Annotated in this window: 25 protein-coding genes; 17 read left to right on the top strand and 8 right to left on the bottom strand. The window is 74.3% G+C overall.

The window, feature by feature from the left end:
* Positions 1-2 precede the first annotated feature (2 nt).
* The 4 genes from fmt to ACFVS0_RS02290 all read left to right on the top strand — a co-directional run bounded on the left by fmt (position 3) and on the right by ACFVS0_RS02290 (position 4137).
* Positions 3-986, top strand: coding sequence for a methionyl-tRNA formyltransferase (fmt, locus tag ACFVS0_RS02275; RefSeq protein ID WP_430587044.1), 984 nt, complete (start codon positions 3-5; stop codon positions 984-986).
* Entirely contained in the window at positions 983-2530 is a 1548-nt protein-coding gene (locus ACFVS0_RS02280; protein ID WP_430587045.1) for an RsmB/NOP family class I SAM-dependent RNA methyltransferase, read from the top strand. The genes fmt and ACFVS0_RS02280 overlap by 4 nt, the downstream gene beginning before the upstream one ends.
* Before the next feature lie 76 nt (positions 2531-2606).
* Complete coding sequence (locus tag ACFVS0_RS02285) at positions 2607-2867, top strand: helix-turn-helix transcriptional regulator (RefSeq protein ID WP_430587046.1); 261 nt, start codon at positions 2607-2609, stop codon at positions 2865-2867.
* The gene (locus tag ACFVS0_RS02290) at positions 2860-4137 is read left to right on the top strand and encodes a type II toxin-antitoxin system HipA family toxin (protein ID WP_430587133.1); all 1278 of its coding nucleotides are present in this window, start codon (positions 2860-2862) and stop codon (positions 4135-4137) included. Before ACFVS0_RS02285 ends, ACFVS0_RS02290 begins: the two co-directional genes overlap by 8 nt.
* Positions 4138-4184: 47 nt before the next feature.
* Here the strand turns inward: ACFVS0_RS02290 and ACFVS0_RS02295 are convergent, their stop codons facing one another.
* On the bottom strand, positions 4185-4745 hold the full coding sequence (locus ACFVS0_RS02295; protein WP_430587047.1) for a GNAT family N-acetyltransferase: 561 nt from the start codon (positions 4743-4745) through the stop codon (positions 4185-4187).
* Between the two features lie 38 nt (positions 4746-4783).
* Here ACFVS0_RS02295 and rpe point away from each other — a divergent pair, with 38 nt between their 5' ends.
* The 4 genes from rpe (at position 4784) to ACFVS0_RS02315 (ending at position 7315) form a co-directional block, all read left to right on the top strand.
* Entirely contained in the window at positions 4784-5446 is a 663-nt protein-coding gene (rpe, locus tag ACFVS0_RS02300; RefSeq protein WP_430562521.1) for a ribulose-phosphate 3-epimerase, read from the top strand.
* Positions 5447-5592: 146 nt separating this feature from the next.
* Positions 5593-5856 carry a phosphoribosyl-ATP diphosphatase gene (locus tag ACFVS0_RS02305; protein ID WP_079575216.1) on the top strand — a complete coding sequence of 88 codons (264 nt, stop codon included), beginning with the start codon at positions 5593-5595 and terminating at the stop codon, positions 5854-5856.
* 102 nt (positions 5857-5958) lie between these two features.
* On the top strand, positions 5959-6807 hold the full coding sequence (gene hisG, locus ACFVS0_RS02310; protein WP_430551880.1) for an ATP phosphoribosyltransferase: 849 nt from the start codon (positions 5959-5961) through the stop codon (positions 6805-6807).
* Positions 6808-6868: 61 nt separating this feature from the next.
* Positions 6869-7315 (top strand): PH domain-containing protein, encoded by a 447-nt coding sequence (locus tag ACFVS0_RS02315; RefSeq protein ID WP_430551881.1) that lies wholly within the window; start codon positions 6869-6871, stop codon positions 7313-7315.
* An 89-nt stretch (positions 7316-7404) separates the two neighbouring features.
* Here ACFVS0_RS02315 and ACFVS0_RS02320 read toward each other — a convergent pair whose 3' ends face one another.
* Positions 7405-9282, bottom strand: a complete 1878-nt coding sequence (locus tag ACFVS0_RS02320) for a DEAD/DEAH box helicase (RefSeq protein ID WP_430587048.1) — start codon at positions 9280-9282, stop codon at positions 7405-7407.
* A gap of 236 nt (positions 9283-9518) precedes the next feature.
* Here ACFVS0_RS02320 and ACFVS0_RS02325 point away from each other — a divergent pair, with 236 nt between their 5' ends.
* The 8 genes from ACFVS0_RS02325 to ACFVS0_RS02360 all read left to right on the top strand — a co-directional run bounded on the left by ACFVS0_RS02325 (position 9519) and on the right by ACFVS0_RS02360 (position 15716).
* Positions 9519-10130, top strand: coding sequence for a CDP-alcohol phosphatidyltransferase family protein (locus ACFVS0_RS02325; RefSeq protein ID WP_430562519.1), 612 nt, complete (start codon positions 9519-9521; stop codon positions 10128-10130).
* A complete protein-coding gene (locus tag ACFVS0_RS02330; protein ID WP_430551884.1) occupies positions 10127-11107 on the top strand; it encodes a DUF881 domain-containing protein in 981 nt (326 codons plus the stop codon). The genes ACFVS0_RS02325 and ACFVS0_RS02330 overlap by 4 nt, the downstream gene beginning before the upstream one ends.
* Positions 11104-11436, top strand: a complete 333-nt coding sequence (locus ACFVS0_RS02335; protein ID WP_079575212.1) for a small basic family protein — start codon at positions 11104-11106, stop codon at positions 11434-11436. The genes ACFVS0_RS02330 and ACFVS0_RS02335 overlap by 4 nt, the downstream gene beginning before the upstream one ends.
* 7 nt (positions 11437-11443) lie before the next feature.
* Complete coding sequence (locus tag ACFVS0_RS02340; protein ID WP_430587049.1) at positions 11444-12787, top strand: DUF881 domain-containing protein; 1344 nt, start codon at positions 11444-11446, stop codon at positions 12785-12787.
* Between the two features lie 210 nt (positions 12788-12997).
* Positions 12998-13474 carry an FHA domain-containing protein gene (locus tag ACFVS0_RS02345; RefSeq protein WP_430551886.1) on the top strand — a complete coding sequence of 159 codons (477 nt, stop codon included), beginning with the start codon at positions 12998-13000 and terminating at the stop codon, positions 13472-13474.
* A complete protein-coding gene (locus ACFVS0_RS02350; RefSeq protein ID WP_430551887.1) occupies positions 13471-14214 on the top strand; it encodes a MerR family transcriptional regulator in 744 nt (247 codons plus the stop codon). Before ACFVS0_RS02345 ends, ACFVS0_RS02350 begins: the two co-directional genes overlap by 4 nt.
* A 118-nt stretch (positions 14215-14332) precedes the next feature.
* Entirely contained in the window at positions 14333-14866 is a 534-nt protein-coding gene (locus tag ACFVS0_RS02355) for a bifunctional nuclease family protein (RefSeq protein ID WP_430552014.1), read from the top strand.
* Between the two features lie 262 nt (positions 14867-15128).
* Positions 15129-15716, top strand: a complete 588-nt coding sequence (locus ACFVS0_RS02360) for a MerR family transcriptional regulator (protein WP_430551888.1) — start codon at positions 15129-15131, stop codon at positions 15714-15716.
* Between the two features lie 6 nt (positions 15717-15722).
* Here ACFVS0_RS02360 and ACFVS0_RS02365 read toward each other — a convergent pair whose 3' ends face one another.
* From ACFVS0_RS02365 to ACFVS0_RS02380, 4 genes are read right to left on the bottom strand one after another with little or no spacing between them, the layout of a single operon-like run.
* Positions 15723-17018 carry a phosphatidylserine/phosphatidylglycerophosphate/cardiolipin synthase family protein gene (locus ACFVS0_RS02365; RefSeq protein ID WP_430587050.1) on the bottom strand — a complete coding sequence of 432 codons (1296 nt, stop codon included), beginning with the start codon at positions 17016-17018 and terminating at the stop codon, positions 15723-15725.
* A complete protein-coding gene (locus ACFVS0_RS02370) occupies positions 17006-18172 on the bottom strand; it encodes a tyrosine-type recombinase/integrase (RefSeq protein ID WP_430587051.1) in 1167 nt (388 codons plus the stop codon). The genes ACFVS0_RS02365 and ACFVS0_RS02370 overlap by 13 nt, the downstream gene beginning before the upstream one ends.
* A 34-nt stretch (positions 18173-18206) precedes the next feature.
* Complete coding sequence (locus ACFVS0_RS02375; protein ID WP_430587052.1) at positions 18207-19898, bottom strand: FAD-dependent monooxygenase; 1692 nt, start codon at positions 19896-19898, stop codon at positions 18207-18209.
* Between the two features lie 8 nt (positions 19899-19906).
* Positions 19907-21247, bottom strand: coding sequence for an MFS transporter (locus tag ACFVS0_RS02380; RefSeq protein ID WP_430551892.1), 1341 nt, complete (start codon positions 21245-21247; stop codon positions 19907-19909).
* A gap of 142 nt (positions 21248-21389) precedes the next feature.
* Between ACFVS0_RS02380 and ACFVS0_RS02385 the strand changes: the two genes are divergently transcribed.
* Positions 21390-22337 carry a LysR family transcriptional regulator gene (locus ACFVS0_RS02385; RefSeq protein ID WP_430587053.1) on the top strand — a complete coding sequence of 316 codons (948 nt, stop codon included), beginning with the start codon at positions 21390-21392 and terminating at the stop codon, positions 22335-22337.
* 22 nt (positions 22338-22359) lie between these two features.
* Here ACFVS0_RS02385 and ACFVS0_RS02390 read toward each other — a convergent pair whose 3' ends face one another.
* Complete coding sequence (locus ACFVS0_RS02390; RefSeq protein ID WP_430587054.1) at positions 22360-22917, bottom strand: methylated-DNA--[protein]-cysteine S-methyltransferase; 558 nt, start codon at positions 22915-22917, stop codon at positions 22360-22362.
* Positions 22918-23592: 675 nt separating this feature from the next.
* A complete protein-coding gene (locus ACFVS0_RS02395) occupies positions 23593-24303 on the bottom strand; it encodes a GNAT family N-acetyltransferase (protein ID WP_430587055.1) in 711 nt (236 codons plus the stop codon).
* Positions 24304-24442 lie beyond the last annotated feature (139 nt).

Here is a 24442-nt window from a genome sequence, read left to right on the forward strand (position 1 = left end):
TGGTGCGCCTGCTCTTCGCCGGAACCCCCGACCCCGCCGTCCCGTCCATGCGTGCCCTCCTGGCGTCGCGCCACGAGGTCGTGGGCGTCCTGACCCGGGCGGACGCCCCCGCCGGACGGGGCCGCCGCCTCGTGCCCAGCCCGGTGCGGCTCGCGGCCGAGGAGGCCGGGATCCCGGTCCTCACCGAGCGCCCCCGCGGCGAGGATTTCCTCGCGACGCTGCGCGAGCTCGACGTCGACGCCGCCCCCGTCGTGGCGTACGGGCACCTGCTGCGCCCCGACGTGCTCGCCGTCCCCCGGCTCGGCTGGGTCAACCTGCACTTCTCCGTGCTGCCCGCGTGGCGCGGAGCGGCCCCCGTGCAGCACGCCGTCCTCGCGGGCGACGAGGTCACCGGAGCCACGACCTTCCTGCTGGACGAGGGCATGGACACCGGCCCGGTGCTCGGCACCGCCACGGAGACGATCCGCCCCCGCGACACGTCCGGCGACCTGCTCGGCCGCCTCGCGACCAGCGGCGCGGAGCTGCTCGTCGCCACCCTCGACGCGCTCGAGGACGGCACCCTCGCCCCCCAGGCGCAACCGGCCGACGGCGTCTCCCTCGCACCGAAGGTCACGACCGACGACGCCCGCGTCCGCTGGGACGACCCGGCCCTCGCCGTCGACCGCCGTGTCCGCGCCGTCACGCCCGCCCCGGGGGCCTGGACCACCCTGCCCCCCACCTCGGGGCTCGACGCCGCCCCCGGCGCCCGCCTCGGCCTCGGTCCCGTCACCCCGCGACCCGACGTCACCGACCTCGCCCCGGGCGAGGTGCGCGCCGGCAAGAAGGAGGTCCTCGTCGGGACCGCCACGCACGCCGTCGCCCTCGGGCACGTGCAGCCCGTGGGCAAGAAGCCGATGCCCGCCGCCGACTGGGCCCGCGGTGCGCGCGGACTCTTCACCGGTGACACCGGGGACGCCTCCCTGCGGCTCGGGCAGGACGCCCGATGAGCGCGGACCGCCGGGACGAGCGTCGCGACTCCTTCCGCAACAGCAAGGGCCGCCAGCGCGGCGCCGCCCGCTCGCGCGGCGAGACCCACCGCAGCGCCCAGGCGCCCGGCGAGCGCCGGCGTCGCACCGACCCCGCCCGCACCGCCGCCTACGACGTCCTGCGTCAGGTGGACGGCTCCGACGCCTACGCCAACCTCGTGCTCCCGCCCCTGCTGCGCGAGCGCCGCGTCGCGGGCCGCGACGCCGCCTTCGCCACCGAGCTCGCGTACGGCACCCTGCGCCTGCGCGGTCGCTACGACGCGATCCTCGCCCGCTGCGTGACCCGCCCCCTGGACCAGCTCGACCCCGAGGTGCTCGACGTGCTCCGTCTCGGCGCGCACCAGCTCCTGGGGATGCGGGTGCCGTCCCACGCCGCCGTCTCCGAGACGGTCGCCCTCGCCCGTGACCGCGTGGGCGCCGGGCCCGCCCAGATGGTCAACGCCGTCCTGCGCGCCGTCGGGCGCACGTCCCTCGACGACTGGCTCACCCGCCTCTCCGACGAGGCGCCCGACGCCGTCACCGGCCTCGCCACGGTCGGCTCCCACCCCGTATGGATCGCCCGCGCCCTGCGCGAGGCGCTCGCGGGCCACGGCCGCAGCCCGGACGAGGTCGCCGACCTCCTCGACGCCGACAACACCGCCCCGCGCGTCACCCTCGTCGCCCGCCCCGGCCTCGCCGACCCGGACGTCCTCCAGGAGCAGGCCGCCGACGCCGACGTCCGCCTCGACGCGGGCCGCTGGGCGCCCACCGCGCTCGTCCTCGCCGGCGGCAGCGACCCCGCCGCGCTGCCCGCCGTCGCGGACGCCCGCGCAGGCGTCCAGGACGAGGGCTCCCAGCTCGTCACCCTCGCCCTCGCCGGCACGCCGCTCCACGGCCCCGACGCGCGTTGGCTCGACCTCTGCGCCGGCCCCGGCGGCAAGGCCGCGCTCCTCGCGGCGCTCGCGGGGGAGCGGGGCGCCACCCTCGTCGCCAACGAGGTCCAGCCGCACCGCGCCCGCCTCGTCGAACGGGCCCTGCGCGCCGTGCCCGACGGCGTCGTCGAGCGGGTGCGTACCGGCGACGGACGGGAGGTCGGCACCGAGGAGCCCGCCGCCTACGACCGGGTCCTCGTCGACGCCCCGTGCACCGGCCTCGGCGCGCTGCGCCGTCGCCCCGAGTCGCGCTGGCGCCGCACGCCGGCCGACCTGGGCACGCTGACCGTGCTGCAGCGCGAGCTGCTCGGCTCCGCCCTCGACGCGGTGCGCCCCGGTGGCGTCGTCGCGTACGTCACCTGCTCCCCGCACCTGGCCGAGACACGGCTCGTCGTGGACGACGTGCTGCGCCGTCGCGACGACGCCGAACGCCTCGACGCCCGCACGGCGTTGCGCGGCGTGCTCGTCCCCGGGGCGGAGATCGACCTGGGGGCCGACGACGGGGGTGCGCGCGGCCTGGACGTCCAGCTGTGGCCGCACGTGCACGGCACGGATGCGATGCACCTCACGCTGCTCCGCCGTCGCGGTGACTGATTGTCAGGATCTTCTTGCACACCCGCGCCATGCCAGGATATTGTGGCACCCGCCAGGATGGACAGGATATTCCGACATGGTGGGGTTGCGCATGGATGCAGAGCGATGGGCCGTCGCGCGAAGCGCGCGCGACATCGGCCGTTTCGTCCGACAAGCACGAAAGCGCGCCGGGATCAGCCAGGCGGCGCTCGCGGACGAGCTCGGGCTCACCCGACAGTACGTCTCCGAGATGGAGGCAGGTGTCGACAATCTCTACATCACCCGGTTGTTCGAGGCGTTCGACGCGCTCGACATCGACGTACGACTGGCGGAAAGAGGCGACCGTGCCGGTGAGTGAGCTCGACGCGTGGCTCTACGGGACCCGGGTGGCCCGCTTCGTCGGGCGATCGAGCACGCGTGGGACGCACCGCGTCGATCTGGAGTGGGACGCCACGGCTGTGGCCCGCTGGGGATACGGCGCCCGGGTGCTCTCCCACCTTCTCCCCATGGACCCGGACGATGCGCCGCCGTCGCCCCGCGTCACGGCATGGCTCGACGGGCTGATGCCTGAAGGTCGCGTGCGCGACTCGATGGCGATGGAGGCCGGCGTCGACCCGGAGGACTCGATCGGATTCTTCACGGCCTACGGCGGAGACACGGTCGGCGCGCTCCTGCTCGCCCCGCCCGGGCACGACCCGTCACCAGGCCCACGGCCGCCCACCCGCGTCGATGCATCCGGCGTGGCGGCCCTGCTGCGCGAGAGTCTGGCCCGGGCAGGCGGCCACGGCCGCAGCCGGCACCTCACCAGCTCCCTGCCCGGCATGGAGCCCAAGATCGGGCTGGTGCGCGACGACGAGGGCTGGCTCCGGGCGTCGCCCACCCAACCGACGACGCACATCCTCAAGGTGGCGCGCGAGGCGGGCTCTCCCACGGCCGACCTCGTCGACACCGAGGCCGCCGCGCTCGACCTGGCCCGCCGCGTGGGCCTCACGTCGATCGACGCCGAGGTGGTCACGTTCGAGGACGTCCGGGCGATCGTCGTCTCCCGCTACGACCGAGTGTCCGACGCGGCCTCGCCGGGCGGCCAGCGGCGCGTGCACCAGGAGGACGCGGCCCAGGCCCTGGGCATCAACACCCGCGACCCGGAGCGCAAGTTCCAGCACGGCCGGACGCTGCCGTCGCTCGCCAGGATCGCCCGCGTGCTGCGCGAGGACGGTGCCCGGCCCGACCCGCTGCTCGCGCTCACCACCCTGAACCTGGCGGTCGGGAACACCGACGCCCACGCGAAGAACGTGTCGCTGCTGCGGCGCGAGGACGGCACCGTGGCGCTCGCCCCGGCCTACGACGTGTCCATGCACCTGCACCACGTGCACGCGTCGCGGGTCTTCGCGATGGACGTGTCCGGGGAGCGCGACATGGACCGCATCACGGCCGAGCACCTCGTCGCGGAGGGGGAGTCGTGGGGGCTGCCGCGCCGCCGCGCGCTGCGTGCCGTGGCGGCCACGCTCGACGGGTTGCGCACCGGCCTCGGGGAGATCGACCGCGACGCCCACCCGGGCGTGGGTCCGGACGCGTGGCGGACCGTGGAGGCCCGCACCGACGCGCTGCGCGCCGGGCTGCCCTCCTGAGGTGCTTCTCCTGAGGCGCTGTCCTGCTGAGGCGCGCGGCGTGCTCGTCAGGCGAGGGTGCGCTGGAGCAGCGTGGTGCTCACGGAGCGGCCGTGCTTGACGCCGACGTCACGCAGCACACCGGCGACCTCGAAGCCGAACCGGCGGTGCAGGGGGAGCGAGCCGGCCGCCGCGGGGTCGTCGGCCACGACCGCCACGACCTGCCGCACGCCGGCGCGCGTGCAGGCCTCCAGCAGCGCGGTCATGAGTAGCGAGCCGACACCCCGGCCCTGGGCCGCGGGGGCGAGGTAGATCGTGTCCTCCACCGTGTAGCGGTAGGCGGCCTTGGGCCGCCAGGGGGCCGCGTACGCGTAGCCGACGACGGCCCCGTCGACCTCGGCCACGAGGAAGGGCAGGCCGCGGGCGTCGAGGTCCACGAGGCGCTGTCGCCAGGCCGCGACGTCGGGGGCCTGCTCGTCGAAGGTCACGGCCGTGCCGGTGACGTACGGCTCGAGGATCGCCGCGACGGCGGGCAGGTCGCCGACGACGGCGGCACGCACGATGGGCGGTGCGGCGACCGTCGACGCGGTCGACGGCGACGGCTCGGCGGGGGAGGGGAGCGGTGGCACGGGGCGAGCGTAGTGGCTGCTCCGCCTACGCTGGGCGCATGCCTGCGCTGATCAACCCGAGCATCCTGTCGGCCGACTTCGCGAACCTCGAGCGGGACCTGGGCGCCATCGCCTCCGCCGACTACGCCCACGTGGACGTCATGGACAACCACTTCGTGCCGAACCTCACGCTCGGCCTGCCGGTCTTCGAGCGGTTGGCGCAGGTCTCTCCTGTGCCGCTCGACGCGCACCTGATGATCGAGGACCCGGACCGCTGGGCGCCGGCGTACGCGGAGGCCGGGGCGGCCTCGGTGACGTTCCACGCGGAGGCCGCCAACGCCCCGGTGCGCCTCGCGCGGGAGCTGCGGCGCCTGGGGGCACGGGCGGGCGTGGCGCTCCGGCCGGCCACGCCGGTGGAGCCGTTCCTCGACCTCCTGCCGGAGATCGACATGATCCTCGTCATGACCGTGGAGCCCGGCTTCGGCGGGCAGTCGTTCATCGACGGGACGCTGCCGAAGATCCGGCGGGCCCGGCAGGCGGTGGGGGAGTCGGGGCTGGACGTGTGGATCCAGGTCGACGGGGGAGTGTCGCGCGACACCATCGAGCGGGCTGCGGACGCGGGGGCGAACGTCTTCGTGGCGGGCTCCGCGGTGTACGGGGCCGCCGACGTCCCGGCGGAGATCGAGGCCCTGCGCGGGCTGGCGTCAGGCCACGCCCACTGAGCACCTCTCGCGGCTCGGCACGCAACCGGCACCTCTCTCGACTCTCGGAAAAATAGTGTGCCAAGCGTCCTGAACACCCGAAGCTCACCGTCCCGAGGACCGGAACCCTGCCCAGAGCCCGGGGTCTCGGCGTCTAGGCTGAGCGGGTGAAGACGTTCGACTCCCTGTTCGCCGAGCTGACCGAGAAGGCCACGACCCGCCCCGCCGGGTCGGGGACCGTGGCCGAGCTGGACGCCGGCGTGCATGCGATCGGCAAGAAGATCGTGGAGGAGGCGGCCGAGGTCTGGATGGCCGCCGAGCACGAGACCGACGAGGCCGCCGCGGAGGAGATCTCGCAGCTGCTGTACCACCTGCAGGTGCTCATGCTGGCCAAGGGACTGACGCTCGAGGACGTGTACGCGCATCTGTGAGCGCCCGGACCGGGGCCGCACCGTCACGGTGCGGCCCCGTCGTCCGTCGCGCGCGCCCTGCCGCCCGACACGTCCCGTCCTGATCAGAACGAGGTAACCGCAGTGCTCCGTATCGCCGTCCCCAACAAGGGCTCCCTCTCCGTCCCGGCCTCCGACATGCTGCGCGAGGCCGGCTACCGCCAGCGTCGAGACACCCGCGAGCTCGTGCTCGCCGACCCCGACAACGGGGCCGAGTTCTTCTTCCTGCGCCCCCGCGACGTCGCGGTGTACGTCGGCTCCGGCACCGTCGACGTCGGTATCACCGGCCGCGACCTGCTGCTCGACTCTGGCGCCGACGCCGTCGAGCACCTGCCGCTGGGCTTCGCCGCGTCGACGTTCCGTTTCGCGGCGCCGGCGGGCACGATCACCGACGTCGACCAGATCGCCGGCCGCCGGGTGGCGTCGTCGTACGACACCCTGGTCCGCTCGTACCTGCGCGAGCGAGGGATCGAGCCGTCGGCCGTGGTGCACCTCGACGGCGCGGTGGAGAGCTCCGTGCGCCTGGGCGTCGCGGACGTCATCGCGGACGTCGTCGAGACGGGCACGACGCTGCGCGCGGCGGGTCTCGAGGTGTTCGGCGAGCCGATCCTGCGTTCCGAGGCGCTGCTCATCCGACGCAGCGACGTGGGGGAGCCGGCCGGGCTCGACGTGCTCACCCGCCGCCTCCAGGGCGTGATCACCGCGCACGAGTACGTGCTCATGGACTACGACGTGCCGATGGAGCTCGTCGACGCCGCGGTGGCGGTGACGCCCGGCTTCGAGTCGCCCACCGTGTCGCCGCTGCACAACGGCGAGTCGGCGGCGGTGCGGTCGATGGTGAAGCGCTCGGAGACCAACCGCGTGATGGACGCGCTGTACGAGGTGGGGGCGCGCGGCATCATCGTGACCTCCATCCACGCCAGCCGGCTGTGACCCGGCGGGTCGGCGCCCGCCGACCTGTCGAGCACGTGCGGGCGGTGGCAGCGTGGTGGGCATGAGCGCGTCACGCTTCCGCACCTTCCGGCCGCTGTGGGGCCAGGTCTCGGCCTGGTTCGTGTGGGTGGTCGCCGCGGTCGGCAGCGTGGTGGTCGGGCTCGGCTCGAACGGGCCGATGGGCGCGGCCGCGGTGAACAAGATCTCGTTCGTGGTCTTCGCGCTGGGCGTCACCTGGCTGCTGTGGCGGCTCGGCGGCGTGCACGCGGTGCCCTCGGAACAAGGGCTGCGGGTGCGCAACCTCGTACGATCCCGGACGCTCGCGTGGCCGGAGATCGTCGAGGTACGGCTGGGCCCGAACGACCCGTGGGTGCGCCTCGACCTCGCCGACGGCGGCACGATCGCCGTGATGGGCATCCAGCGGGCGGACGGGGAGCGCGGGATGGCGGAGGCGCGGCGCCTGCGGTCCCTGGTCGTGAGCCTCGGCGAGGCACCGGACCGCACCTGACCGCGTCCGCCCCTGCCGGGGACGACGACGCCCCGCGAGCCGTACGGCTCGCGGGGCGTCGCGGTGTCTCGGGCCGGTGCCCGACGCCGTCAGACCGTGCGGGCCGGACGACGGTCGGTGCGGGGCCGCTCCGTGCGCGGGGCGCGCCGCTCCGGGGCGCCCTTGTCGACGGAGATCCGGAGGGCCTTGCCCGCGACGTGGGCACGCCCGATGCGGTTCATGTCGGCGTCGTCGAGCGGTCGCGAGATGTCGACCAGCGAGAAGTTGCCGAAGATGTCGATCTTGCCGATGTCGCTGCCCGACAGGCCGCCCTCGTGGGTGAGCGCCCCGACGATGCCGCGCGGCTGCGCGCCGTGCGTGTGCCCGACGGAGATGCGGTAGCGCGTGCCGGCGGCGGGACGACGGATGCCACGGCCACGGTCGTCGCGATCGCGGTCGGAGCGGGGGTGGCGGCCCGTGCGGTCGCCGTCCCGCTCGGTCCGCTCGGCGCGGTGGGTCTCGCGGGTGCGCCCGCCCTTGGCCTCGGCCCGCTCGCGCTCGTGCTCCTCCTGGGCCGCGCGCTGCTGGGGGCCGTCGTCCCCGACCGCGAGCGCCAGGAGGGCGGCCGCGACCTGCAGGGCGTCGTCGTCGGCCTCGACGGGGGCCGTCGTGCCGTCGGTGTCCTCGGCGGACGCCGCCGCGGTGGCGGCGCGCTCCTGGAGCATCCGGGTGTACAGGTCGAGGCGGCCGGACTCGATGCGGGTGCCGACGGCGTCGAGGAGGCGGCGGGCGCGGTGCTCGGAGACGTCGCGCGGCGAGGGGATCTCGACCTCGGCGAGCGTGGTCCGGATGGTCCGCTCGATGTGCTTGAGCTTGCCGCGCTCGTGGGGCGTGACGAACGACAGGGCGCGGCCGGTGCGCCCCGCGCGGCCGGTGCGGCCGATGCGGTGCACGTAGGCCTCGGGCTCGCGAGGGATGTCGAAGTTGACGACGAGGCCGATGCGGTCGACGTCGAGGCCGCGGGCGGCGACGTCGGTGGCGACGAGCACGTCGAGGGCGCCGGACTTGAGGCGCTCGACGATCTTCTCGCGCTCCTTCTGGGCGACGTCGCCGGAGATGGTGGCGGCGGAGGTGCCGCGCTCGACCAGGGCGGCGCCGACCTCCTCGGCGTCCTTGCGGGTGCGGGTGAAGACGATGGTGGCGTCGGCGTCGGAGGTGGCGAGCACCCGGACCAGGGAGCCGATCTTGTGCCGGAAGGGCACGACGGCGTAGGTCTGCTCGACGGTCGACACGGTGGACGACTGCCGGGATACCGCGATCGCGACGGGGTCGGTGAGGTGGGTCTCGGCGACGGCGCGGATGGCGGGCGGCATGGTCGCGGAGAACAGCGCGACCTGCCGCTTCGCGGGGGCCTGGCCGAAGATCGTCTCGACGTCCTCGGCGAAGCCCATGCGGAGCATCTCGTCGGCCTCGTCGAGGACGAGGAACTTGACGCCGTCGAGGGAGAGGGTGCCGCGCTCCATGTGGTCCATGACGCGGCCGGGGGTGCCGACGACGACGTGCACGCCGTCGCGCAGGGCGCGCTGCTGGGGCTGGTAGGGGGAGCCGCCGTACACGGAGGTGACGCGCACCCCGGGCAGGTGGGTGGCGAAGGACTCGACGGCCTCGGCGACCTGGAGCGCGAGCTCGCGGGTGGGGGCGAGGACGAGAGCCTGCACGTGCCCGCCCGCGACGGAGGCGTCCGGGTCGAGGGCGGCGAGCAGCGGGATGCCGAAGGCGGCGGTCTTGCCGGTGCCGGTCTGGGCGACGCCGGTGATGTCGCGACCGGCGAGGAGCTCGGGGATGGCGCGCGCCTGGATGGGCGAGGGCGTCGTGAACCCGAGGTCGTCGACGGCGGCCTGCAGCGGTGCGGGGAGGCCGAGGTCGGCGAACGTCGGGTCCTGCCCGGTGCTCTGCTCGGTGGGCAGGGTGGAGTCAGGGGTGCTCAAGAGCGGTCACCGTTCTGTGGGTGGTGGGGGAGGAGTCCTGCACCGCCAGGGGCGGCGGGGCGGTCGCTCGGTCCCGGACACACACCAGCCCCGCTCTGAGCGGGGCACAACGAACACGCGGGAGGCACGACGAACTCCGAAGGTGCCCCCAGTCTACCGGCCGGTGCCGGATGAGGTCCGGCGGGTGCCGGTGAGTTCGGCCACTGGGCGCAGGGCGCGTGCGTAGGATGTGCCCCGTGCAGGAGGGCCAGGAGATCAGCAGCCGGGTCTTCACGATCCCGAACCTGGTGAGCTTGCTGCGCCTGGCGCTGGTGCCGGTGTTCGCGGTGCTGATCGTGGTGGGCGAGGACGTGTGGGCCCTCGCCGTCCTGGCCTTCTCCGGGTTCACGGACTGGCTGGACGGCGTGCTGGCGCGGCGCCTGCACCAGGTGACGCGGCTGGGCCAGATGCTGGACCCGGCGGCGGACCGCCTCTTCATCTTCGTCACGCTGGCGGGCCTCGCCTGGCGGGACGTGGTCCCGCTGTGGTTGCTGGTGCTGATCGTGGCGCGTGACGTGCTGCTGATGTGCCTCCTCCCGGTGCTGGCGCGGCATGGGTACGGCCCGCTGCCGGTGAGCTTCGTGGGCAAGGCCGGGACGTTCGCCCTGCTGTACGCGTTCCCCCTGCTCCTCCTGGCGACGATGCCGGGCGTGGTCGGCGCGGCGGCGCACGTCGTGGGCTGGGCGTTCACCTGGTGGGGCGTCGGCCTGTACTGGGTGGCGGGTGTCCAGTACGTGCGGCAGGCGCGCGTCCTGCTGGGGGCCGCGAGCGCCGGGCCGGACGCCCGGGGTACGGAGGGCGAGGCGTGACGGCGCCGGTGCGCACGCCGGCGCGCCGCCGCCCGGACGAGTCGATGACCCTGCTGGTCGAGGTGATGGAGAAGCCTCTGGACCCGGGGTACGCGGAGGAGGCCGAGCGGCGCGCCGAGGCGGCGCGGGCCGGGCGCCCGGCGGGGCGCCGGGGGCTCTCCGTCGTGCTCCTGCTGGTGCTCGCGGCCCTGCTGGGGTTGCTGACCGTGTCGGCGGCACGGCAGCTGCGAGCGCCCCAGGCCGAGGTGGCGGCGGCGCGCGAGGTGCTGGAGAACCAGATCGTGGACCGGCGCGGGGAGGTGGACGCGCTCCAGGCCCGGTCGGTGGCGCTGAGCGACGAGATCGAGGCGCTGCAGCACACCGCGCTCGCCAGCGAGGACCCGGGACTGTTGCAGACGCTGCAGCGCGACGGCGTGGTGAGCGGGTCGGCGGCCGTCAGCGGCCCCGGTCTGGTGGTCTCCCTGTCGGACGGCGACGCCGCGCAGTCGGAGTCGGATCCCGACGCGAGCGCCCGGGTGCGGGACGCGGACGTGCAGACCGTGGTGAACGCCCTGTGGGCGGCGGGCGCGGAGGCGATCTCGGTGGACGACCAGCGGCTGACGTCGCTGTCGGCGATCCGTAACGCGGGGGACGCCATCCTGGTGGACCTCGTGCCGCTGCCGGGGCCGACCTACGCGATCCGCGCGATCGGCGACCCCGACGACCTGCAGACCGCGTACGCTCGCTCCGGCGCCCCGGCGTACCTGCAGCTGTTGGGGTCGCGCTACGGGATCCAGTCGAGCGTGACCCCGCAGAGCGACCTGTCGCTGCCGGGCGTGGGGAACCAGACCCTGCGGTACGCGTCGACGTCGGGTGCGGGGGAATCCTCGCAGCCGGGCGACGACGCCCAGGGGGCACCGCAGAGCACACGAGAGAGCACATCGCCGGGGACGTCGCAGGGGACGTCGTCGTCCGACACCGAGGAGGAACGCTCATGATCGCCGCGATCGGGCTCGTGATCGGCGTGATCGCCGGTCTGGTGCTGCAGCCGACCGTGCCGGTGGCGTTGCAGCCCTATCTGCCGATCGCGGTGGTGGCCGCCCTGGACGCTTTGTTCGGGGGCCTGCGCGCCAAGCTCGACGGGCTGTTCGACGACAAGGTGTTCCTGGTGTCGTTCCTGTCGAACGTGGTCGTGGCGGCGTTCATCGTGTTCCTCGGCGACCAGCTGGGCGTGGGTGCGCAGCTGTCGACCGCGGTCGTGGTGGTGCTGGGCATCCGGATCTTCTCGAACGCGGCGGCGATCCGCCGCCACCTGTTCAAGGCGTGAGCGGCGGATGAGCGACCCGAAGGGCGACCGCCCCGACACCCCCGAGTCCGCTGAGACGCCTGAGACGCCCGACGTGGTGTCCGGCGAGGGCGACGCGGACGTGACCGCCGGGGCTGCGTCGTCGGCCGTCGAGGACGACGCCGCGGTGGCTGCCGCGAGCGCCGGGCCCCCGCAGGCCCCAGCCCCGCAGGAGGACCAGGCCTCGCAGGAGGAGCCTGTGCCCCCGGAGGCGCCCTCCCATGGCGTCCCGGCCGACGGTGACTCCACCGATCGGGACCTCACGGGCGAGGACTCCCCGCAGGGCGAGGCGGCCACGTCCTTGGAACCTGAGGGCGAGGCGGTGGGCCACGCCGAGCCGGCCGCCACCACGGAGGCGACCCGTGCGGGCGACTCGGACGACGAGCTCGAGCCGCCGGGGGAGCCGCTCGCCGTCGAGCCTGCGCCCGGACCGCCGGACGACGCCCCCGGTGACTCCGAGGACTCCGTGGACTCCGAGGACTCCGCAGGCACGGACGACCCCCCGGAGTCGGACGCCCCCGAGCCTGGCAGTGGCGAGCCGGCCGGCGCTGAGAACGGTGTCGACGACACGACCGAGCACGCGACCGCGAGCGCCGGGGCGGCGTCCGCCGCGCCGAGCGGGTGGCGCCGGCTCGGGGCGGCGCTGCGTCCCCGGGCGAGCCGATCCCAGGTGCTGGCGGGCGTGCTGTGCGCGGCGCTGGGCTTCGCGCTGGTGGTGCAGGTGCAGCAGTCGGCGTCGGACCAGCTCTCGTCCGCGCGCCAGGAGGACCTGGTGCGCCTGCTCGACGAGGTCACCGACCGGGCGCAGCAGCTCGGGGACGAGGTCTCGGGGCTGGAGGCGACGCGCGACGAGCTGGAGTCCGGTTCCGGGCAGGCGCGGTCGGCGCTCGAGCTCGCGGAGCAGCGTGCGGAGTCGGAGGGCATCCTGTCGGGGCGGCTGCCGGCGCAGGGCCCGGGGGTGCGCGTGACGATCCAGGACCCGGCCGGCGCGCTGAAGGCGTCGCAGATGTTCAACGTGCTGGAGGAGCTGCGCAACGCGGGCGCGGAGGTGGTCGAGCTCAACGGGGTGCGCCTGGTCACGTCCACCTGGTTCGAGGACGAGGGTGGCGCGATCGTGGTCGACGGGACCTCCCTCTCCTCCCCGTACGAGTGGACCGTCATCGGCGACCCGGAGACGATGGACCGCGCGCTGGAGATCCCCGGCGGCGCGCTCGCGACGGTGCGTACGGCGGGGGCGGAGGCGTCGACGGCGCGCGAGGACGAGGTGAAGATCACGGCGGTCACGCCACCGGGGGAGCCCGAGTACGCGCAGCCGGAGCGCGCGCGCGACTGACAGCGCGACCGACAGCCTCGCGAGGCGCGTCGGGACTGGTCCGACGGGCCGGCCGCCGGTGAGCGGGCTTCCCGCCCGTGCCCCGGTCGGGGTAGGTTTGTCGGACGACGGCGCACGTCGGACGCACAGTCGGCCATCCGGGGCCACCGGCTTCCCGGGCCCGGTCGGCAGCGTCGCCCGACCCACCGGCCCGACCTCACAGGAGGACTGATGACGGACCCCCGCCCTCTCCCGCCGCACCAGGCGGCCGCGGACACCACCGCGCACCTGGGGCGCGTGGGCGCGCCCGCGGAGGAGCAGGCGTTCCGGATCCCGCTCACCGCGGAGGAGGCCGCCGCCGTCGCGGCCCTGCCCCGGCACTCCGCGCTCCTCGTGGTGCAGTACGGCTCCGGCGCCGTGGGGGAGCGTTTCCTGCTGGACTCCGACCGCGCGGTCGCCGGCCGCAGCGAGCAGGCGGACATCTTCCTGGACGACGTGACCGTGTCGCGCAAGCATGCGGAGTTCGCCCGCGAGGGCGACCGGTTCGTGGTCCGGGACATCGGCTCCCTCAACGGCACGTACGTCAACCGGGAGCGCATCGACGCGGCGCCGCTGGTGACGGGTGACGAGGTGCAGATCGGCAAGTTCCGCATGTCGTTCCACGCCAGCCCGCAGGCGCCGCGGGACCCGCAGGCGCCCGCGTCGTGACGGCGGCGCAGGCCGCGCAGGGCGAGGAGCCCGCCGGCGCGCCGGAACCCTGGCCGCGGGGCATCTCGCGCCAGGCGACGATGCGGATCTCCGACGTGCTCGCCCAGCTGGGTCCGGAGTTTCCGTCGGTCTCCCACTCCAAGCTGCGGTTCCTCGAGGACCAGGGCCTGATCGACCCGGTGCGCACCCCGTCGGGCTACCGGCAGTACAGCCCCGCCGACGTCGAGCGCCTGCGGTTCGTGCTGACGGAGCAGCGGGACTCGTACCTGCCGCTGAAGGTCATCAAGGAGCGTCTCGCCGAGATGGACGCGGGGGAGCCCGCGCCCGGACCGGCGCCACGGCTCGCCGACGCGGGTGCCGCGGCCGAGGTGTCGCGACGGCGCTGGACCGTGGAGACCGTCGCGGAGGCGACCGGCACGACGGTCCGCTTCGTGCAGGAGCTGGTGTCCGCGGGCGTGCTGCAGTCCCGGGCGGGGAGCCGGTTGGACGACGGCGCCCCCGACGTGGTGCGGATCGCGGCCCGGCTCGCGGAGCACGGCATCGAGCCGCGCCACCTGCGGTCGTTGCGGGCGTCGGCGGACCGGCACGTGGGCCTGGTGGACCAGCTCGTGGCGCCCTACCGCAGCCAGCAGACCCCGTCGGCGCGCGCCCAGGGTGCGGAGCTCGCGGCGGAGGTGGGCGAGCTGCTCGCTCGCCTGCACTCGACGTGGGTGCGGCAGGGGACGGGCGACCTCGTCTGACCGGCCCTTCGCGATCCCTTCGCGTGCGGTCCCGATCCGGCGGGCCCCCCGGGCGACGTGCGGCACCTAGCGGACGTACCGTGGATCGGTGGAACCCGACGACGCGAGCGACGCACCGATGGTCCCGGTGGAGGTCCTCGGGGTGCGGCAGCAGCAGCACGACCAGGAGATCGTGGTGCTGCTCCTGGACGCCGCCGCGAACCTCGCCGTCCCCATCGTCATCGGGGCGCGCGAGGCGTCGGCCATCGCGATGGCGCAGGCGGGTCTCGTGACGCCGCGCCCGATGACGCACGACCTGCTGCGGGACCTTCTCGGCGCGGTGGGCGTGGAGCTCGAGCGGGTCGAGATCGTCGCGCTCGACGGCGGGGTGTTCTTCGCCGAGCTGGTCCTGTCGAACGGCACCCGGCTCGACTCGCGCGCCTCGGACGCGATCGCCCTCTCGGTGCGGACCGGGAGCCCGGTGCTCTGCTCGGCGGAGGTGGTGGCCGTCGCCGGCGTCGAGGTGGTGGACGTCGAGCAGCAGCGCGAGGTGGAGAAGTTCCGCGACTTCCTCGACCACGTGAACGCCGCCGACTTCACGGCCCCCGGGGGGCCGCACGAACCGGGCACGCCCCCGAACGGCGGCGAACGGCCGGACGACGCCCCTCCCTGACGTCGCGGGCCAGGACCGGGGCCGGCGAGCGACGCCCGCCACGCCCGGACGGACCCTCGACCTCCGGTCGAGGGTCAGACTCGGTTACCGTAGGAGCCGAACCCTCAAGTCGTGGTCGACGGTTGAGGGACGGGCGTGAGGTCCCTTCGTGGGGACAGGTTCGTGGGGGCAGGGCGCCGCGACACGCGGTCCCGCTCGGCGCCGACGTCGTTGACGACCCCCCGGGGGCGTCCTAGCGTGGAGTCCAACACCAGGAGGCACAGTGAACAGCAGCGGTGAGGCAAGCGTCCCCACGGGTGCTTCGGTGCCGCACGGCGCCCAGGGGCTCCTCTTCGGTGAGGACCTCACGGAGCAGGACGCCGCCACCGGGTACCGCGGCACCACGGCGTGCCGGGTCGCGGGGATCACCTACCGCCAGCTCGACTACTGGGCCCGCACGGGCCTCGTGGAGCCGTCCATCCGGCCCGCGACCGGCTCCGGGACCCACCGCCTGTACAGCTTCCGCGACATCCTCGTGCTCAAGGTGGTCAAGCGGCTCCTCGACACCGGGGTGTCGCTGCACCAGATCCGCAGCGCCGTCACCCACCTGCGGGAGCGCGGCGTCGAGGACCTGGCGCAGATCACGCTCATGAGCGACGGCGCGTCGGTGTACGAGTGCACGTCCCCCGACGAGGTCGTGGACCTCGTCCAGGGCGGCCAGGGAGTGTTCGGCATCGCCGTCGGCCGCGTGTGGCGCGACATCGAGGGCACGTTGTCCGAGATGCCGACCGAGTCCCTCGAGGACGAGGAGCCGGCCACGCACGAGGGCGACGAGCTCGCCGCCCGACGTCGCGCCCGTACCGCCGGCTGACCCCCCTCAGAGGAAGGGGCGCAGCGGCGACATCAGCCGCTCGGCGACCTTCGACAGCGGGTGCCGGCGCTGCCACTCGTCGCGGGTCAGCTCGCGCGAGTTCGACTGGTCCATGCGGAACGCGTCCTCGAGCTGCCCCGCGAGGCCGACGTCCACGACCTCGAGGTTGATCTCGTAGTTGCCCGTGAGGCTCAGCCGGTCGATGTTCGCGGTGCCGACCGTGGTCCAGCGCCCGTCGATGGTCGCGGTCTTGGCGTGGATCATCGCCCCCTGGTAGAGGAAGATCCGCACGCCGCCGCGCAGCAGCGTCGAGTAGTGGCCGCGGGCGAGCCAGTCGGCCACCACGTGGTTCGACCGCTCCGGCACGAGGACCCGCACGTCGACGCCGCGCGCTGCGGCCGCGAGGAGCCCTGCCTGGATGTCCTCGTCGGGGATGAAGTACGCCTGGGTGATGTACACGTGCGAGCAGGCGCGGTCGATCGCGTCGAGGTAGATGCCCCGGATGGGGAAGACCAGCTCCGAGGGCGCGTTCCGCGCCGCGCGCAGCTCGGGCAGCCACAGGGGGGAGCCGACGTCCTGCAGGACGGGCAGACGGGGGTCGCGCCACCGGTTCCAGAAGTCGACGAACGCGTTCCGCAGCTCCCACGCGGACGGGCCCGTGAGGCGCAGGTGCGTGTCCCGCCACTGCGTCGCGTAGAGGGAACCGATGTTGTAGCCGCCGACGAACGCCGTCTCGTCGTCGACGACGAGGATCTTGCGGTGGTCGCGGCCCGAGCGTCGGACGTCGAGCATCAGCAGCCCGGGACGCATCGCCGGGAAGCGCAGCACGTGCACGCCCGGCAGGTCGTAGAAGCGCCGGGAGATCACCAGGTTCGCGAAGCCGTCGTAGACGACGTAGACCGCGACGCCGCGGGCGGCCGCCTCCACGAGGGCCTGCTTGAACCGGCGGCCGACCTCGTCGTCCTTCCAGATGTACGTCTCCAGGAAGATCTCCCGCTGCGCACCGCGGATCGCCTCGAGCATCGCGTCGTAGAGGTCCGCGCCGTACGTGTAGAGCGTCGCGGTCGTGTCCTCGATCTCGGTGGACGACGGCGGGGCCGTGGGGAACGGCTCGTCGAGCGGGTACTGGTGCCGACGGAAGCGCTCGAGCCCCATCACCGTGGCGGCAGCCGCCACCGGGACCGCCGCGGCGAGCACCGCGCCCCGGGTCGTGTACCGGCGCAGGGCGGGCCAGTCGATCTGGACACGGACGGGCTTGCGGAGACGGGGGAAGCGAGGCGGCACGAGGCTCACGGTAGCCACGCCCCGTCACCACCGCGCGCCGAACTGTCGGGTACGTCGGTGATGTCACCCGCCGGGGTGGCCGGAGCCTCGGCCGCGGTCGTCGCGGGCGCGGCGAGGCCCGCCGACAGCGGGTGCGACCGGATGGCCGCAGCGAGCTCGCCCTCGATCCGGTCGAGGTACACGCCGGTGGTGGCGATGGACCGGTGCCCGAGCAGCTCCGCGACGACCTTGACGTCCCAGCCCTCGGCCACCAGGAGCGTGGCGGTGGTGTGCCGGAGCGCGTGGGGGGTCGCCGGCCGACGGTAGGGGGCGGGCATCCGCTCGACGGCACGCGCGAGCAGGGCGCGCACCGCCTGCGTGTCGACGCGGCGGCCGCGCCAGGTGAGCAGCAGGGCACGCTGCGCGTCCGGGTCGTCGGGCCGCCGGGCGGCGAGCCGGGGCCGCAGCTCGGTCAGGTACTCCTCGAGCGCCGCCGCCAGGGGTGCGGAGAGCGCGACCGTGCGGATCGACCCGCCCTTGCCGACGATCCGCCACCGCGTCTCCTCGGGCTCGCGCGTGAAGTCCGCGACGTCGGCGCGGGCCAGCTCCGAGACGCGCGGACCGAGGACCAGGAGCAGCGCGACGACCAGGCGGTCGCGCAGCGCCAGCGCCTGGTCCGACCGTGCGGCGCGTGCCCCGGCCCCCGCGGTGGCCGCGGGGGCGTCGGCCACCGCGGACGCCTGCAGCAGCGCGCCCGCCGCCGACGCCGACAACGCCGTCCGCTCCACCCGCAGGCGGTCCCGCGAACGGGCGGGGGGCGCCGCCCACTGCATCGGGTCCGCCTGGACCCAGCACTGCCGGGCCGCATGCGCGAAGAACCGGCTCACCGACTGCCGGAACCGGTTGACCGTGGCGACCGACCGCCCGGGTGCGCCCTTGCGACCCGGGTCGCTGTACCGCCCGTCGGGGCTCGCCTGGTAGCGCACGAGCGCGTCGTCGACGTCCTCGCCGGTCACGTCGTCGAGCACGCGGTCGTCGCCGACCAGGGCCGCGAACTCCCGCACGTCCCGCTCGTAGCTGCGCGCCGTGGCAGGGGACAGGACTCCGCGCACGCTCTCCACCTGCACCGATGCGAGGTAGCGGTCGGCGGCCGCGGCCACAGTGAGGCGGTTCAGGCGGGGAGGGGCGACCACGGGGACAGGCTAGGCGGGCGCACCGACACGACCGTCAGGCGGCGACCGCCGCGCGTGCCCGCACGGCGCCGAGCAGGGCCGCGAGCGCCGAGGGGTCGTCGGGCAGCACGTCGCCGCGCCAGGCGACGTGCTGGTCCTGGCGTGCGATGGCGTAGCGCGTGACGTACGACGCGGGCACGAGGTCGTCGGGCACGACCACCAGCTCGATCGGCAGCCCGGCGGACCGGGCGGCGGCCACCCAGTGGTCCCACCCGGCGTCGGGCGCGCCGGTGCGCCCTGCCACGACGAGCGTGTACCAGGGGCCGAGCCGGTCGTAGAGGGAGACGCCGTCGCCCAGCCAGACGTGCGGCAGGCGGCAGCCCGGGACGGTCGAGGGGGTGTAGCTGCCCATCGTGTAGTCGGGCGCGTCACCGTCGGGGACGATGATCGGGGACCCGGTGTAGGAGTACCCGAAGTTGAGCCCTGCGGCGGCGAACTGCTGGACGTTCAGGCGGTACGCCAGCTCGCCGAGCTCGCGGCGCGCGGCCTCGCCCGCGGCGTCGTCGGACTCGAGGTGGGCCGGGAGGTCGGTGGCGCCGATCTTGCGCAGGTGCCCCATGGCGAGGCGCGACACCTGGTCGGTGATCGGCTGCCGCTCGGCGGCGTAGGCGTCGAGGACCGCGTCGTCGGCCCACCCGGTCACGACGGCGCCGAGGAGCCACGCCAGGTTGAGCCCGTCGGCGATCCCGGCGTTCATGCCGTACCCGCCGTACGGCACCCACAGGTGTGCGGCGTCCCCGGCGAGGAACACGCGACGGTCGCGGAAGGTGTCCGCGACGAGGCGGCGGGCGACCCAGTCCTCCTTCGAGAGGACCTCGTACGCGACGTCGTCGCCCAGCCCGAGGATGTCGCGGACGGCGCGGTCGCGGTCGACGGAGTCGTCTGCTGCCTCCTCGGGGGTCAGGTAGGTGTGCACGAGGAAGACGTCCCGCCCGTCGATCGCGTAGACGTGCCCCTGCCGGCGAGGGTTGAAGACGTACACCCCCCACGCCGGGTCGGCGTCGACCTGGTCCGCCAGCCCGGGGACGCGGACGCACGTCGACTGGACGTGCTGGAGCACCGGGTCGCCGTGCAGGCGCGCCCCGATGGACCTGCGCACGAGGGAGCGGCCGCCGTCGGCCCCGACGAGGTAGCGCGCGCACACGGTGACCTCCGTCCCGCCGTTCGGGCCCCGGAGCGTCGCCGTCACGCCGTCGTCGTCCTGGGCCACGCCCGTGCAGCGCGTGTCGTTGCGCAGGTCCACGTGGGGGAGCGCGGCGACGTGACGCTCGAGGATCGGCTCCAGGTAGCGCTGGTTGACCCGGTGCGGGGGCTCGGCCGTCTCCCACGTCGTGTCGGGGCCGGCTCCGTCGCCCCGGCGCCGGGCGGCCGCCGACGGGATCTCGATCCGCCCGAACTCGATCCCGGTCGCGCTGGTGCGGAACGCCACGTCCTGCGGGTGGTCGGCGGGCAGGCCCGCGGAGCGGACGGCGTCGGCGAGCCCCAGGCGGCGGAACGCCTCCATCGTGCGGGCGGAGACGTGGTTGCACTTGACGTTCGGCGGCTCCAGGAAGGGGCGGTCCTCGACGACGACCGTCGAGACGCCGCGGGAGTCCAGGTCGGCCGCCACCAGCAGGCCGACGGGCCCGCCGCCGACGATGACGACGTCCACGTCGTAGGGCTCGGGGAGCTCGGGGGAGCGGGTCATTCTCGTCCTCACTTTCCGGCGGCCGCGTCGATGGCCGACAGGTCGCGCTTGCTTCCTTCAGGGGCGAGCAGCAGGGCGCCCGCGCACACGGCCAGCACGGCGATCCAGACGCCGGCCAGCAGGGGGAGCCCGCCGGCGGACGAGGCGAGCGCCCCCGCGATGATCGGGGTGAAGCCGGCGCCGATCGCCGACGCGCCCTGGAACGCCAGCGACGAGCCGGTGAAGCGCACCGACGTCGGGAACAGCTCGGCCAGGAACGCCGCCAGCGGGCCGAGGATGACGCCCTGGATCGCCTGGCCGCCCACCACGGCGACCGCGAAGCTGACGTTGTCCCCCGTCGCCACGAGCATCACGAGCGGGTAGGCGAACAGGGCCGCGGCGACGATGCCGACCGCGATCACCGGGCGCCGGCCGAACCGGTCGCTGAGCCGCGCCGACAGGACCGTGCAGACGAACAGCGCCACCGCCGAGAGCACCTTGGCGTTGAGCGCGAACGTCGGGTCCGCGCCGTGCGCCGTCGCGTAGCTCAGGCCCCAGACGCTGGCCATCCCGGAGATCGTCAGCTGCGACATGGCGACCAGCAGGCCCAGCACCAGCACCCACGGCGACCTCGTCAGCACCTGCACCAGCGGCACCCGGCGGTCCTCCGCCTCCTGGTCGAAGCGGAGGAACAGCGGGCTCTCCACCACCTTGAGGCGCACGAACAGGCCGATGAGCACGAGGACGACGCTCAGCAGGAAGGGCACCCGCCAGCCCCAGGCGAGGAACTGGTCCTCCGGCAGGAGGGTGAACAGGCCGAGCATCCCCGCCGAGAGGACCGACCCCGCGGGCGCGCCGAGGTTCGCGAACGAGGCCGCGAAGCCCCGCTTGCCGCCGGGCGCGTGCTCGAGGGCGATGAGCATCGCCCCGCCCCACTCGCCGCCCACCGCGAACCCCTGGACCAGGCGCAGCGCCACGAGCAGGAACGGTGCGGCGACGCCGATCTGCGCGTACCCGGGGAGCACCCCGATGAGAGCGGTCGCGGTGCCCATCAGGAGCATCGTCGTGACCAGCACGCCCTTGCGGCCGAGACGGTCGCCGAAGTGGCCGAAGACGATCCCGCCGAGAGGCCGGGCGACATACCCCGCGGCGAGCGTCCCGAACGACGCGACGGTCGCCAGCGCCGGGTCCAGGCCGGCGAAGAACACCTGGCCGAAGACGATCGCCGAGGCGCTCGCGTACAGCATGAAGTCGTAGAACTCGATCGCGCTCCCGAGGAAGCTCGACGCGAGGATGCGCCGCATCTGCGGGGTCCGGAGCGATTCGCTCGGGCCGGTCCCGGTGGGCTGTCGAGAGGTGGTGGCGCTCATCCTTGAACTCCCTGGGCGGACTGTCGGAGCGCGGTCCTCGCGATCCGTGCCCGCCGGCGGTGGCGGACGCGGACGAGCCTGCCCTCCGGCCCGCTGTCAAAGCAATGACAAGTAATTGACGTTGTTGTTTAACCTTGCTCACATGGGTGTCGAGATGTCCGTCCGTCAGCTCGAGATGTTCAGCGCCGTGGTGGACCACGGCTCGATCACCGAGGCCGCCAGGGCGCTCATCGTGTCGCCCGGCGCCGTCTCGCTCGCCATCACCCAGCTCGAGGCCTCGCTCGGCGTCCAGGTGGCGATCCGCACCCGAGGGCGAGGGGTCCAGGTCACCGCCGCGGGCAGGGACGTGTACGAGCACGCGCGGGAGATCGCCGAGAGCCTGCAGGAGATCCGGAAGGTCGCGGCCGCCACGCGGGGCGGCCTCACCGGAGCGCTGCGCCTCGGCCTGTTCACCACGCTGTCCCCCTGGCTCTTCCCGCCCCTCGCCGAGCACTTCGACCGGTCCTTCCCCGACGTCGACCTCCAGCTCGTCGAGGGCGGCTCGGCCGAGCTCCAGGACCAGCTCGCAGAAGGACGGCTCGACGCCGCCCTCCTGTACGAGAACCACGTGAGCACGCCCCTGGAAACCCGGCGCCTCGCCGCCGTACGGCTGCAGCTGGCGCTCGCGGCCGCGCACCCGCTCGCGGCGTACGACGCCGTGCCGCTCGCGGCCCTCCGCGACGAGGACGCGGTGCTCCTGGCGATGCGCCCGGCGAGCGACCACGTCGAGGAGATCCTGCGCGTCGCAGGCATGACGCCGCGGGTCCGCTGGCGCAGCACCAACGTCGAGACGATCCGCTCGCTGGTCGCGCGCGGCCTCGGCTACACGATCATCATGGGGCGGCCGTACGGGGACCTGACGTACGAGGGGATGCCCGTGGTCTACCGGCCGATCGCCGACGACCTGCCCGCGAACGCGCTGGTGCTCGTGACGCCCAAGGGCGGGCGGCCCACCGCCAAGCTCCGCGAGCTGGCCGCGTTCTGCGACGAGGCGTTCGGGGAGGACGTGGAGCCCGGCGTCCCCACCAGCCGGATGGGGAGGCTCTCCTGACCGTCGCGGGGGAGGGAAGGGCTCAGAGCTCGAAGAGGGTCGGGTGCTCGAGGTGCACGCCCTCGACCTCCAGCATGCGCAGCTTGGTCCGCCGTCCGCCGCGCGCGGAGAACCCGCCGACCTGACGGCCCGCGGCGAGCACCCGGTGGCACGGCACGATCGGCGGGAACGGGTTGCGACCGAGGGCCTGGCCCACCGCCTGCGCCGCGCCGGGGGAGCCGAGCCGTGCCGCCACCTCGCCGTAGCTGAGGGTGTCGCCGGCCGGGACGGTGCGCACGACCTCGTACACGCGACGGTCGAACTCCGGGACGGCGGCGAGGTCGAGATTGATCCCGGACAGGTCGCCGGCGCCGGTCTCGAGGAGGGCGGCCACGCCCGCCACGGCGGCGGCGACGGCGGCGCCCGGGGCGGCCTCGCGCGCGGCCGGGTACCACGTCTTGACGGCGTCGCGGGTGCGCTGCGGCGAGCCGTGGGGGAGTGCGGAGCCCACGACGACACCCGGCTCCCGCCACACGAGGGCGCAGTGCCCGATCGTGGTGGGGAAGACGCAGAAGGCGAGCCCGCCGGGGGGAGTGGCCATGTCGTCCACGGTAGTCACGCGGTCCGACAGCGCCCTGGGGGCGCGGCCTCGTGCGCGGAGACCCGGTAACCGAGGTCATTCCGCCAGGAGCGAGCGGGCTCGCGGCCGTTCGTCCGAGACCACTGTGTTGTGTCATACACAATGGTTTGTCACGTATGTCCGAATCAGCCTATCGCGAGCCGGCGCGGATGGCGAGGCGTCGTCCGGAGCTCGCCGCCCGCCGTCCGTCGAGTCGTGCCGGACGGGCGGCCTCGCGACCTCGGTGGGCGACTGCCCACGGGGGACCGGGCGAAGGCCGCGGGGCCGACCCGGGTCGTACGAGGCTCAGACGGGGCCCGGGCGCGGCGAGATCAGGCGTGCGCGGGTTTCTGCGCACGCCGACGGCGGCCACGTGGTGACACGTCGTGCGACACGTCGCTGCGACATCGGCGTCAGGCGGCACGGACGGTCGTCGTCACCAGATTCGTGAGGCGACATTCGTGCGGCGGCGTCCTGTCGTGCGACGGCATCGTCGAGCCAGCACGGCTGACGACGCGCGTCCCTGCAGGAATGCAGCGCGGGGGCGCCAGGCGACAGTGCGCGACCGCGCGACGACGCCCGTCTCGAGACCTTGCGGTACCGCGTCGAGGGAGGGGCTCCCAGGCGCTCCCTGATCGCGTAATGACATAATGTGCATTATCGGTTGATGGGTGAGACGTCCTCGAGACCCCGGTCGATGCCCAGGAAACGGCGCAGCGCGTCGGCGCCCTCGACCGCGATGTCGTCGCTCGGACGGACGAACGTCGCCGGCGTCACGACGACGCGTTGCTCGTCGACCCCGGCGACACCCTGCCGGGTGCGCTGCACGATCCGGTGCAGGCCGTTGTCCGAGTACCCGACCTTGCGACTGACGGCCGCCGAGGCGTGATTCCCCACGACGTACCCCGACTCGCACCTGCTCGCCCCGAGCTCGTCGAACGCGAACCCGACCGCGAGCTGGCGCATCAGCGTGCCCGTGCCGATCCCCTGGTGCGCTCGCCCCAGCCACGATCCGGTGGCGACGACCCCGGTCTCCGCGAATCCCCTGGCGTGCAGGTCCTGCATGCCGACGAGCACTCCGTCGCGACGGACCGCCAGGGCGAGGCGCCACTCGCCGGGCGCGAACGTCGCTCGTTGGGTCCACCACCACGCCAGCGACGTGGTCGGGAACCCGTGCGGCGCGCCGAGGGAGAACGGCTGTGCGTGCCAGTCCAGGAGGAACGGCATGGGCAGGTCGGGGTCCTCGATGCCACCACGGACCAGCTCGACGAGCTCGGGCAGGTCGTCGTCGCGCAGGACGCGAAGCTCCACCGGCCCGCAGGCGATCCGCAGGGCGAACGGCGGAAAGATCTCTTCCAGGGTGAGCATGGTGGATTGTCTCGGATGACCCCGCCTGCCGGCAGCGGATTTCCTGGCTCTGTTGCCCCGGGCGCGCCCGCCAGTGCCCGGCGACGGGACGGCTGGCGAGGATCACGGGCTCCCCTCCCCCGCCGGCGCGCCGTCCGTG

This window comes from Isoptericola sp. NPDC058082, from assembly GCF_042885055.1.
Taxonomy (GTDB): Bacteria; Actinomycetota; Actinomycetes; order Actinomycetales; family Cellulomonadaceae; genus Isoptericola.

Coding starts and splice junctions, on each gene's coding strand:
- ACFVS0_RS02315 (WP_430551881.1), top strand. CDS start 6,869: ATGAGCGCGTCACGCTTCCGCACCTTCCGGCCGCTGTGGGGCCAGGTC.
- ACFVS0_RS02385 (WP_430587053.1), top strand. CDS start 21,390: ATGGGTGTCGAGATGTCCGTCCGTCAGCTCGAGATGTTCAGCGCCGTG.
- ACFVS0_RS02345 (WP_430551886.1), top strand. CDS start 12,998: ATGACGGACCCCCGCCCTCTCCCGCCGCACCAGGCGGCCGCGGACACC.
- ACFVS0_RS02390 (WP_430587054.1), bottom strand. CDS start 22,917: ATGGCCACTCCCCCCGGCGGGCTCGCCTTCTGCGTCTTCCCCACCACG.
- ACFVS0_RS02335 (WP_079575212.1), top strand. CDS start 11,104: ATGATCGCCGCGATCGGGCTCGTGATCGGCGTGATCGCCGGTCTGGTG.
- ACFVS0_RS02375 (WP_430587052.1), bottom strand. CDS start 19,898: ATGACCCGCTCCCCCGAGCTCCCCGAGCCCTACGACGTGGACGTCGTC.
- rpe (WP_430562521.1), top strand. CDS start 4,784: ATGCCTGCGCTGATCAACCCGAGCATCCTGTCGGCCGACTTCGCGAAC.
- ACFVS0_RS02395 (WP_430587055.1), bottom strand. CDS start 24,303: ATGCTCACCCTGGAAGAGATCTTTCCGCCGTTCGCCCTGCGGATCGCC.
- ACFVS0_RS02340 (WP_430587049.1), top strand. CDS start 11,444: ATGAGCGACCCGAAGGGCGACCGCCCCGACACCCCCGAGTCCGCTGAG.
- ACFVS0_RS02355 (WP_430552014.1), top strand. CDS start 14,333: ATGGTCCCGGTGGAGGTCCTCGGGGTGCGGCAGCAGCAGCACGACCAG.
- ACFVS0_RS02285 (WP_430587046.1), top strand. CDS start 2,607: ATGGTGGGGTTGCGCATGGATGCAGAGCGATGGGCCGTCGCGCGAAGC.
- ACFVS0_RS02380 (WP_430551892.1), bottom strand. CDS start 21,247: ATGAGCGCCACCACCTCTCGACAGCCCACCGGGACCGGCCCGAGCGAA.
- ACFVS0_RS02280 (WP_430587045.1), top strand. CDS start 983: ATGAGCGCGGACCGCCGGGACGAGCGTCGCGACTCCTTCCGCAACAGC.